Source organism: Hymenobacter arcticus (assembly GCF_054779975.1).
Genome location: NZ_BAAGXF010000035.1, coordinates 1 through 9,843 on the forward strand (window position 1 = coordinate 1; position 9,843 = coordinate 9,843).

9 protein-coding genes are annotated in these 9,843 nt (G+C 61.4%); 5 read left to right on the forward strand and 4 right to left on the reverse strand.

All coding sequences use genetic code 11. The features are described from left to right. On the forward strand, positions 1-185 hold a 185-nt coding region (locus ACYVGC_RS24765), incomplete at its 5' end, for a hypothetical protein (RefSeq protein ID WP_460586531.1). Between the two features lie 226 nt (positions 186-411). On the opposite strand, the gene ACYVGC_RS24770 is transcribed toward ACYVGC_RS24765, so the two are convergent. Further along, positions 412-1,329 carry a universal stress protein gene (locus ACYVGC_RS24770; protein ID WP_460586532.1) on the reverse strand — a complete coding sequence of 306 codons (918 nt, stop codon included), beginning with the start codon at positions 1,327-1,329 and terminating at the stop codon, positions 412-414. 411 nt (positions 1,330-1,740) lie between these two features. Between ACYVGC_RS24770 and ACYVGC_RS24775 the strand changes: the two genes are divergently transcribed. Genes ACYVGC_RS24775 through ACYVGC_RS24785 form a run of 3 tightly spaced genes read left to right on the forward strand, consistent with a single transcriptional unit; the run spans position 1,741 to position 4,578 of the window. Then, on the forward strand, positions 1,741-3,621 hold the full coding sequence (locus tag ACYVGC_RS24775) for a DUF4209 domain-containing protein (protein ID WP_460586533.1): 1,881 nt from the start codon (positions 1,741-1,743) through the stop codon (positions 3,619-3,621). After that, complete coding sequence (locus tag ACYVGC_RS24780) at positions 3,618-4,163, forward strand: hypothetical protein (RefSeq protein ID WP_460586534.1); 546 nt, start codon at positions 3,618-3,620, stop codon at positions 4,161-4,163. The genes ACYVGC_RS24775 and ACYVGC_RS24780 overlap by 4 nt, the downstream gene beginning before the upstream one ends. A gap of 22 nt (positions 4,164-4,185) precedes the next feature. Beyond that, complete coding sequence (locus tag ACYVGC_RS24785; protein ID WP_460586535.1) at positions 4,186-4,578, forward strand: hypothetical protein; 393 nt, start codon at positions 4,186-4,188, stop codon at positions 4,576-4,578. Between the two features lie 134 nt (positions 4,579-4,712). On the opposite strand, the gene ACYVGC_RS24790 is transcribed toward ACYVGC_RS24785, so the two are convergent. The 3 genes from ACYVGC_RS24790 to ACYVGC_RS24800 form a co-directional block, all read right to left on the reverse strand. Then, the gene (locus ACYVGC_RS24790) at positions 4,713-7,223 is read right to left on the reverse strand and encodes a cation-translocating P-type ATPase (RefSeq protein WP_460586536.1); all 2,511 of its coding nucleotides are present in this window, start codon (positions 7,221-7,223) and stop codon (positions 4,713-4,715) included. Positions 7,224-7,457: 234 nt separating this feature from the next. Then, positions 7,458-8,291: a universal stress protein gene (locus tag ACYVGC_RS24795; RefSeq protein WP_460586537.1), complete on the reverse strand. Its 834-nt coding sequence runs from the start codon at positions 8,289-8,291 to the stop codon at positions 7,458-7,460. A gap of 266 nt (positions 8,292-8,557) precedes the next feature. Beyond that, positions 8,558-9,013, reverse strand: a complete 456-nt coding sequence (locus ACYVGC_RS24800; protein ID WP_460586538.1) for a cation-transporting P-type ATPase — start codon at positions 9,011-9,013, stop codon at positions 8,558-8,560. A gap of 249 nt (positions 9,014-9,262) precedes the next feature. On the opposite strand from ACYVGC_RS24800, the gene ACYVGC_RS24805 reads away from it, so the two are divergent. Continuing rightward, the gene (locus tag ACYVGC_RS24805) at positions 9,263-9,592 is read left to right on the forward strand and encodes a CsbD family protein (RefSeq protein WP_460586539.1); all 330 of its coding nucleotides are present in this window, start codon (positions 9,263-9,265) and stop codon (positions 9,590-9,592) included. Positions 9,593-9,843 lie beyond the last annotated feature (251 nt).

Here is a 9,843-nt window from a genome sequence, read left to right on the forward strand (position 1 = left end):
AAACTACCTCGCCATGCTCCATTTTGCCTGCGCTCGAATCACTTGGTATAATTGCCTATTTGGATAGCCTCTTAATAGGACTTACGCAAAACGTTTGTCATTGCGAGCAACGCGAAGCAATCGCACCAGAATGGAATCGTTCGGGTATCGTGCTGATGCGATTGCCGCGCTCCATCTCTGCTTAATGCGCAGAATGTTGCGCTCGCAATGACAACCATTTTTGCGTAAGTCATAACTTACTTACAACCAACAGTTTAAATCTTAAATTGGCGCAGATTTCAGGTTAGCATACGTCTGTCATTACAAGCACCGCGAAGCAATCGCACCAGAACAGAATCGTCCAGTCATCGGGCAGGTGCGGTTGCTTCGCGGTGCGCGCAATGACAGCTGTGTGCCTACTTCAGAATTGCTCTAAGAAGCCGGACTGAGGCCCTGGAGTACGGCACTGGCGTACTGCGCCATGGTGGCGGGAGTTTCTGGCAACGCGGCAGGGGTAGCGGCCAGCGTGGTGGGCAGTAGCAGCACCGGCACGGGGCAAGTGGCTAGCAGCCGGGCCGTTACGCTGCGGTGAAAGACCTCGCCCAGGTAGCTGCGCTGGCGGGCGAACACCACCACCAGGTCGGCCTGGGTGTCGCGCACGGCCGCCAGCACGCCCTCGGCGTAATCAGCTTGGGTATAGCCCCTTAGCTCGGGAATGGGCAGGCCCGCCAGCAGGCCGCTATCCAGCACGGCGCGCAGGGCGGCGGCGCAGCCCGAGTCGTCTTCCACGGCGCCCGACACGTGGGCCACGAGCAGCTCGGTGCCCGGCCGCGCCAGCAGCGCGTGCAGGGGCTGGGCGGCCGGCGCCAAGGCAAAGGCCTCGCGGTCGGCGGCCAGCACAATGCGGCGGGGGGCCTGGGTGGCCGGGGCAGTGAGGGGCACCACCAGCAGCGCGTGCTGGCCGGCGCGCAGCAGCTCGGCGCAGTCGGCCACCACGCTGGCGGCGGGGTGGTCGGGGTCGGGCTGGCTGAGCACGAACAGGGCCGGCTGGTAGCCGGCCGCCAGGTCGTGGGCAATAGCGGGCAGCAAGTCGGTGGTAACCACCACGGTAGCCGGGGTGCGCAGCGTGGCCGCCTGCCGGTGCAAGGCGGCCGTGGTGTCGGTTTCGGTGGCCAGCTCGGCCCGGCGGTAGCGCTCGCCCACCACCTGGTAGGGGTCGAAGAGCGCGGCCCGGTTGACGTGCAGCAGCACCAGCCGGCCGGGCAGGGCCTGGGCCAGGGTATCGGCGTACTGCTCGGCGTGGCGGGCCGCGGCGTAGAAACCAGCGAAAACAACGAGGGTGAGCGGCATAGCCAAAAGAAGAAAATAGTAGCGTAGCGCGGCTTCCGCCTGGGCAGCCCACCCGACCGGCCGGATAATCAAGCCAGCGGCGGGTAGCAGGAAGCCCACCGCCGCCCGGCTGCTCAGGCAGCGGCCGCAACAAAAGTATCGGTCCCCGCCCGCGGCCGGCATGACGCCAGGTTGGTAATAACCTGATTTAAATCAGGCGATTGGAAAGGGGAAAAGGTTAGCGTCATGCCTGGATATAGCATGTGGCCGAGTGGGATAGTTTCGGGGGGTAGTAGATGAGAGTAATGGGGCGAGGATAATTATCGCACTTCGCTTCCGAACACCTAAACCATCTTTTAGCTAACTTGAGAGAGGATATAAAGTGTTTTGCACTCCTATTGCCGTAATGTTGTTACTCAGTGAACCAGCACGTTGGTTCAACACCTTGCTATGCCACAAGAATTAGCGGAATATCTGCAACAGTTAGATTCCAGCAACATAGATGTCACTGATAACGCTATCCTTACTACCAAGCTAGGTGAACTAGCGGCGCGATACAAAGCCGCAAACGAAGTGGCATTGGAATGGCAAACACAGGTAGAGCAAGCGGTATTGGCTGCTAGCAAAACATTAGAGAAGAAAGTCGGCTATCATATTTCGTTTACCCGGCAGGATGAAGATGGAGAGACGCGCCAATATGGCTGGCCCGACACAACAGGCTATGGCGAACGGGAATACAACTACTTAGCGCAGCGGCTGGCAACTACTGATAACCTGTATTTAAAAAGCCAATACGGCTTTTTTCTGTACTTGCGCGACCAGCGTAAGCGCCAAGAGGAGGTAGCAGAACTAGTGGCTATTTTCTTCCAGCTAGGCCAGCAGTATTTTCGCCGCATTCCAGATGATACAGCACGTAAGCACTATGTGCTGCACGCCGTACAGACACTAGTATTAGCATTTAAATTAGCCATAAGCCGACGTGGCCACCCACAAACGGCGGAACTGCTACGAGCTATTGCGGGATTTATCCTGAAAACGCAGCTAGATTGGGACCCCTACCAGCCAGGCACGTTGGTACTATTTGCCACCTTCACAGAGTTGCTGACTGAGCACCCCCAGCCTTTTCAGGAGGCCAGCGACTTATCCAATTTTTTGAATAAAAACCGGGAGGCAGTGGTCGCATTAGGTACGAGTTATCAATACGGGGCAATGGAGCTAGCCCAAGCCACGGCCGCTTTGGCAACTCGATTGAAGCTTGATGCACGCCCCTGGCAGTTGTTCACAGCTGAGCAATATGAGCACCTAGCCACAGAAGCGGCGACACAGGGCAATTCCGCTGCCACGGTTTTTATGGACCACGCACTCCGGCTGTATAGTACCTGGCGGGAGCCGGTTGCCGAAGCACGGGTGCAACAGCAGTACCAGCAGTTGCGCACGCAGTTTCCGCTAGGGACGGTACGCACGCCCTACCCCGAAGAAGGTGCCCGCGCCATCGCTGCAAGCATTGCGGCCGATGTAGCCCGTTGCTCGGAGGCCGAACTCATTACCCTGATTGCGGCCACGCCCATGTTTGATTCGGTGCGAGCCGTAGAGGAAAACGTAAAAATGCGGGAAAAATCATTTACCGACATATTACCCATTACGGTGCAGGATAAGTACGGGAATGCTATCCAGCTCTTCAATACACCAGCAGAAATAGCACGCTTTCAGGTATTGAGTAGCTACGGACTATCAGGGCAAATTGCTACCCAAACATTGGTGAGACTAATGCTGGCAGCCTACAAGGCCGACAAGCTAACAGCCGCCGGTATCATGCAACATTTGGAAGCTAGCTGGCTGGGACAGAGCCGGCCAATGAGCTCCAACGGCCGTAGCTACCAAACCTATCCTTTACGTCTGCTGGCTTCGGGTATTCGGGTATTATTTACCGAGTTGGACCGCTGGCGGGCGGGCGAAACCGAAGAGCCTGATTTTGTAGCAGCTACTGACTCGCTGACGCTAAAAATAGAGTACATTCTCCGTTACATCTGCGACAAGATTACCATTGTTACCTTTCGGCCTAACCCAAAGAAGGCCGGGGTAGTAATGGAAAAACTACTGGATGAGTTGTTACGAGACCTAGAGGAACACCTGGACCCGGACGACCTCTTTTTTATTAAATACTACCTACACGAAAAAGCTGGTGAAAACCTACGCAACCGCGTAGCGCACGGATTATTAGATGACGGAGAATACGGCGTAGAAAACGTGTTTTTAGTTCTCACCATGATTTTGAAATTAGCTAATTACGAATTTAAACCCCTCTCGCTATGACCCTTACCTTGCGCCAAAGACCCACCACGGCTCGCGGCATAGCTACTGCGTCGACCTATCTGACTATCGTGGCGCGCGGGTATTTTGCGCCACGCCGGTCAGGAAAAGCAGTGTTACTTGCTAAGTCCTACGGCGACGTTACGCAATCAGTAACCGAGGATGCTAGCCCGGCTCCGGCCGGTGCAGCACTGCTACTTGACCGAACAGTAGAAAAAGTACTCGGCTTTGCTGCGCTACCCTCCGACTGGGACTCGTATGGCGCAGAGCCGGTAGCACCACAAGCCATTCAGGCCGCCGTGGATGTACTCAACAACCCATGTTTTTTGCATTTGCTGCCGCGTCATAATGCTCGTTTAGCGGTTTTTCCCCGACGGGATGGCGGCCTACAATTCGACGTGGATGGTGGTATTTATGCCTTGGAAGCGACTATAGCGGCGACTGGTGAGGCAGAATACACCTTTTTTGATGCTCAGAACGAAGTAGCACAAGAGTTTTTTACACTTGAGGAGGCGGCCGATTGGCATGCCACACAGACCGCTTAATCAGTAGTTGCGCATGGCATATGTGATAACCGACGACGACGAATTAATTCGTCGGGTGCCATTGAACCCCAACTGCTTCAAGGTAAATGAAAAAGGAGATACTATTCTGAGTAGTGCAGCATTCTCTTTCAAAAAGGATGAAGATGGCTGGTCAGTTGATATTGCAGCGCTCACCACCCTCGAGCAAGCCATTTACTCACAAAGGACGCAAGCGGGCGGGGCCGTTACGGGGGCTTTTCTATTGGCAGCTGTTCCCCTGGAATTAGGCTGTACTTGCGAGCATAATCCTACCCCTGCCAGCGGGGATAAACCCGCTAATGAGGCACATGCCTTAATCAAGGGAAACATGACCAAATCAGTAGCTCGCAAACTTGCCGAATCTTGTCGCCTCATCGAACCCCCTACTGTAAACTAATGATGTTTTTTGGCAGAATTAGTTATTCGCAGTAACGATGCCAAGTATGTATTGAACCTATTTAGGAGGTCTGAGCATTCAATCCTCCTAAATAGGTTCAATACATACTTGGCATCGTTACTGCGAAGCCGGCACTACCCGGCCGGCCGCGCCCGCAGCACCGCCTTGTACACCTCCACCCAGCCTACCCCCACCAGCGCGGCCAGGGCGCACCAGCCCAGCTGCGCCAGCGGCACGGGCGCAAAGCCAAACAGCCGCTGCGCCGGCGGCACCAGCAGCGTCACCAGTAGCAAGGTTAGCGTGAGGCCGAGCATCAGCCACAGTAGGCGGTTGGGTACGCGCAGGGTCTGGAAAACTGACTGCGTGAACGAACGGTTGGCCAGCGTGAGGCCGATGTTGCTGAGCACCAGCGTGGTGAAGGTGAGCGTGCGCACCACCGGCAGGGCCGCGCCCTGCTGCATAAAGTAGTAGTACACGCCCAGCACGGCCGCCGCAATGCCTAGGCCCTGCGCCAGGCTGCGGCCCAGCTCGGCCCCGGCCAAAAAGGTGCTGGTGAGCGGGCGCGGCGGCTGGTGCATCTGGCCGGCCTCGGGGGGCTCGTTTTCGAAGGCGATGGAGCAGGTGGGCCCCATTACCAGCTCCAGAAAAATGATGTGGACGGGCGTAAACAGGTTTTCCCAGCGCCAGCCCGCCAGCAGCGGCACGGCCACGGTAAGCACAATCGGGATGTGGATGGACACGACGTAGAACACCGCTTTCTTGAAGTTCTGGTAGATGCGCCGGCCCTGGGCAATGGCCGTAACCATGCCGCCCAGGTCGTCGTCGACGAGCACCAGGGAAGCGGCCTGGCGGGCTACTTCGGTGCCGCGCCGGCCCATTGCCACCCCAATGTGGGCGGCCTTGAGGGCGGGGCCGTCGTTAACGCCGTCGCCGGTCATGGCTACTACTTCGCCGGTGGCTTTGAGGGCCTCCACTACTTTCAGCTTGGCCTCCGGAAACATGCGCGCAAACACCGCTGTGCGGGCCGCCAGCGGCGGCAGCTCGGCGGCTGGTAAGTCCATCACCTGCTGGCCGGTAAGCAGCGTATCGGCCCCAGGCAGGCCCACCTGGCGGGCAATGGCCTGGGCCGTTTCGGGGTAGTCGCCGGTTATCATCTTCACCTGAATGCCCGCTTCGGTGAAGGCCCGGATAACGGCCGCCGCGTTGGCCTTGGGTGGGTTTTCGAGGGCAATTAACCCCAGAAATTCCCAGGCAAAACCGTCCTGCTCGGCCGGGAAATCGGGGCCGGGCTGGGTGCCGCGCGCCACGCCCAGCACCCGGTAGCCCTGCCCCGCCAGCTCCCGCGTGACGCGGCGAATTTCGGCGGCTACGGCGGGCGCGGGGCGGCACACGGCCAGCACGTGTTCGACGGCCCCTTTGGCGGCAATGAGTGGCTGGCCAGCTATCCGGCGCACGTGCGTCATCATGGGCGGGGTGCCGGCCAGCGGGTACTCATGCAGCATGGGGGCGGGCGCGGCGGCGGCCGGGTCGGCGGTGGCGAAGGCGGCCACGATGGCCTTTTCCATGGGGTCGAAGGGCTCGGTTTCGCTGGCGTAGCGGGCGTAGGCCAGCACCGGCGCGGCAGTAGCCGTGAGCGGGCCGGGCAGCAATAGTAGGCTGGCCGTAGCCCCGTCGTACAGCTGCCTGACCACCATACCTTCCTCGGTGAGAGTACCGGTTTTGTCGGTGCAGATGACGGTGGCCGAGCCCAGGCTTTCCACTGTTTGGGGCTGCTTGGTGAGCACGCCTAGCCCACTCAGGCGGGCCGCGCCCAGCGCCATGAAGCTGCTGAAGGCCACCGGAATTTCCTCGGGCAGGATGGACATGGCCAGCGTGAGGCCAAACAGCAGGGCCGTCACCCAATCACCCGACTTGGCATAATTGACGCCCCACACCAGCGCAAACGCCCCGAATCCCACCCAGGCCATGCGGGCCACAAACTGCTGCACTTGCAGCTGCAAGGGTGTTTTTTCGGTTTCAATAGCGGCCATGCTTGTCCCAATCAGGCCCAGCCTGGTGTGCCCGCCCACGGCCGTGAGCGTGAGCCAGGCGCTGCCCGAGGCCGTGCTGGTGCCCCCAAATACCGGGTCGCCCACGGCCTTGGCCACCGGCACGGCCTCGCCGGTGAGGATGGCCTCGTCGGCCGAAAAGTCGTTGAGCGCCGTGAGGATGCCGTCGGCCGGCAGGCGGCTGCCCTCGGCCACCCACACGGCATCGCCCACCACCAGGTCGGCCACCGGCACGGTGGCCAGCGCGCCGTTGCGCCGCACCTGGGCCCGGGGCTGGGTCAGCTCGCGCAGGGCCCCCAGGGCCGCGTCGCTGCGCTGCGCCTGGTACACCGAAATGCCGGCCACCACGAGCAGCGCCGCGCCCAGCGTGAGGGCTTCCGCGCCCTGGCCTAGCGCCACGTACAGCCCGCAAGCCAGCAGCAGCAGCAAGAACATGGGCTCGGTCACCACGTCTTTCAGCGTGGCCAGCAGGCCGGTGGGGGCGCTGTCGGGCAGCACGTTGGGGCCGTGCGCGGCGCGGGCGGCGGCCACGCCGGCAGTGGTGAGGCCCGGCGGCTGGGTAGCTACGCTTGGGGCGCGTAGGGCGCTGGTAGGCATGGGATTATGGGGCGTTATGGTGGGGCCCAGCGGGCGGGGAACCTCACGAGACCCCTATGGGGCATAGCTCCCTATTTTTTGGAGAGGGGGCTATGCCCCATAGGGGTCTCGTGAGGTTCGCGTAAGGTGAGTTCGCTAACTCCGGCGAAGCAAACTGGGCGCATCACAGCGAGCCGCTAGAGTTGATGCAGCCTAGCGAGTTCAAAGGCAAGCAATTAGCAGTCAATTCCGCGGCTACTCCGTCACCACTGGCAGCAGCAGCACGGGCACCTGCGAGTAGCGCAGCACATCGGCAATCACGCTGCCGCTGAACACTTTATGCACCCAGCCGTGGCCCTGGTCGAGCAGCGCCACCACGTCGGCCTCCAGCGCGTCGGCGGCTTCCCCGATGCCCGTGGCGGGGCGCACGCCCCCTACCCGGTGCAGTTGGGCACTGGGCAGCGCGGCGGCCAGGCCGCAGGTGCGGGCGGCGCGCAGGCCGGCCTCGCCGGCGGCCCGGGGGTGGTGCAGGGGCAGCACCGTTACGGGCGTGACGGTGCAGGCCAGCGCATCGAGCAGCGGGGCCAGCGCCAGCGCCGGCGGCGTGAGTTGGAACGGCTGGTCCTCCACGGCCAGCAGCAGGTGGCGCGGGGGGCGCTGGGCGGCGGTGGGCAGGTGCTCCGGCACCAGCAGCAGGGGGTAGCCGGTTTGGTGCGGCAAGGGCAGGGCGCGGTTGCTCAGCAACTCATCCAGCGGGCCATCGGTGGCGGTGAGGCCGGCCAGCACCAGCGCCGGCTGGTGGGCGGCCAGCACCTGGGCCAGGGCCGCGGACCAGTCACTTTCCAGCACTGCCACAGTGGTGGGCACGAGCAGGCGGGCGGCGGCCCGCCGCAGGCTCTCGCGCACGGCCGGCACATAGGTCGTGTCGAGCAGCGGCAGGCCGTATTCGAGGGTGGCAATGGGCGGCATCGACACCACGTGCACCAGATGCAGGGTGGCCCCCACGGCGGCGGCCAGCGCGGCGGCGTAGCCCAGCAGCGGCTCGTCGGCGGGGGCGGCGTCGGTGAGCACGACAAAATTCATTTTCATGGCGGCGACGGTTTATGTTAGCAGCAAACGGCTGATTTACAGAAACCAAAGATGTGGGCCACGCGCAGCCTAGTTCCTGACGATAGACAGGTTGGGAAGGTGATTTTTGTCAGGTGAAGGGGTGCTACTTTTCGCCCTCATACCCTACCCCACCCCGGCCCACGCCGCTCAATGCGCGGAATCCTTCGGGAGCCAGGAGCCGGGAATCAATGAACAAGGGGCATTCTGCTCAATTTCTCCACGTCGGCCGACTCGCCGGTCAGCGACTACTCATCTACTTTGAGGGCGTGGGTTTCGAGGAAGCGCACGTCGGCCGGCATGACGTTGCCGGCTTCGAGCAGCACCGCGTCGCCGGGCACCAGGCTGGCCGCCGGCACGGCCACGGACTGGCCGCCGCGCAGCACCTGCGGCGGGGCCAGCTGCTGCAAGGCCGCCAGGGCCCTATCGGCCCGGTATTCCTGCCCGAAGCCGAGGGCCGCATTCAGCATAATAATAGCCAGGATAACGTAGGCCGACTGCGCCTCGCCCACCGCCACCGAGATGCCAGCCGCCGCCAACAATACCAAAATCATCACATCAGTGAACTGGCTGAGCAGCAGCTGCCACCAGGCTTTTTGCTTGGTATCGGCCAGGCGCTGGGCGGCCGTGGCGGCATCGAGGCCGGCCGGCGAGGTGCCTAGCGCAGCGGCTACTTCGGCCACGGGGGTTACGTAATACTCCATTAAAAGGGGTTGCGGGTGGCCGGAAAAAGGGAGACTTGAACCTGTGAACTGCGCTAAACAGCTCCTTTTCCGACTCTTCCTTCGCAAGGTTCCCGCAAATGACCTGGCCGAACTATGACGAAAATCAAGGGGCGAGCCTGACGATGGTCAGGGCTGCGCGGCCTCGGGCGGCGGAACCTTTGCCCACCCCCGCTACCCAGCTCCTATGCTGGCCGGCGGCGGCCTCCCTCACTTTTTAGCTCGCTCCTCATGACGTCCGAAACGCCCAAAAACAAGACTGGCAAAGTCCTGCTCACCGCCCTCGCTGGCGCTGGCGTAGGAGCCCTCGCCGGGGTGCTGCTGTACTCCGAAAAGGGTATCGCGCGCCGCCGCAAATTCCGCAACCTGCGTATCGAACACCGCCTGCACCTGCGCGGCGACTGGAACCAGCTCAAAGGCAAGCTCCAGCAAGCCTACTCGCAGCTCACCGACGAAGACCTGACCTACGTGGAAGGCAAAGGCCACGAGCTAGTAGGCCGCCTGCAAGCCAAGCTGGGCAAGCGCGAGCGCCAAATCGTGAAGATGCTAAATGCGCTGTAAGCCGTTCATTAGCTGACATATAACGCGCCCCTCGGTGGGCGGCAGCACCAAACCAACATGGTCTGGCTGCCGCCCACCGAGGGGCGCGTTGCGTGGCAAAGGGGCTCCTGAGACAGGTTAAGTTCGGCAGTTGGTTTGGTCCACCAGCGCAAGCCGACGGACCAAACCAACTGCTACGCTTTCCACTGCCAGTTGCGCACCTCGGGCATGTCCTCGCCGTGGGTGGTGATGTACTGGCGGTGCTCCACCAG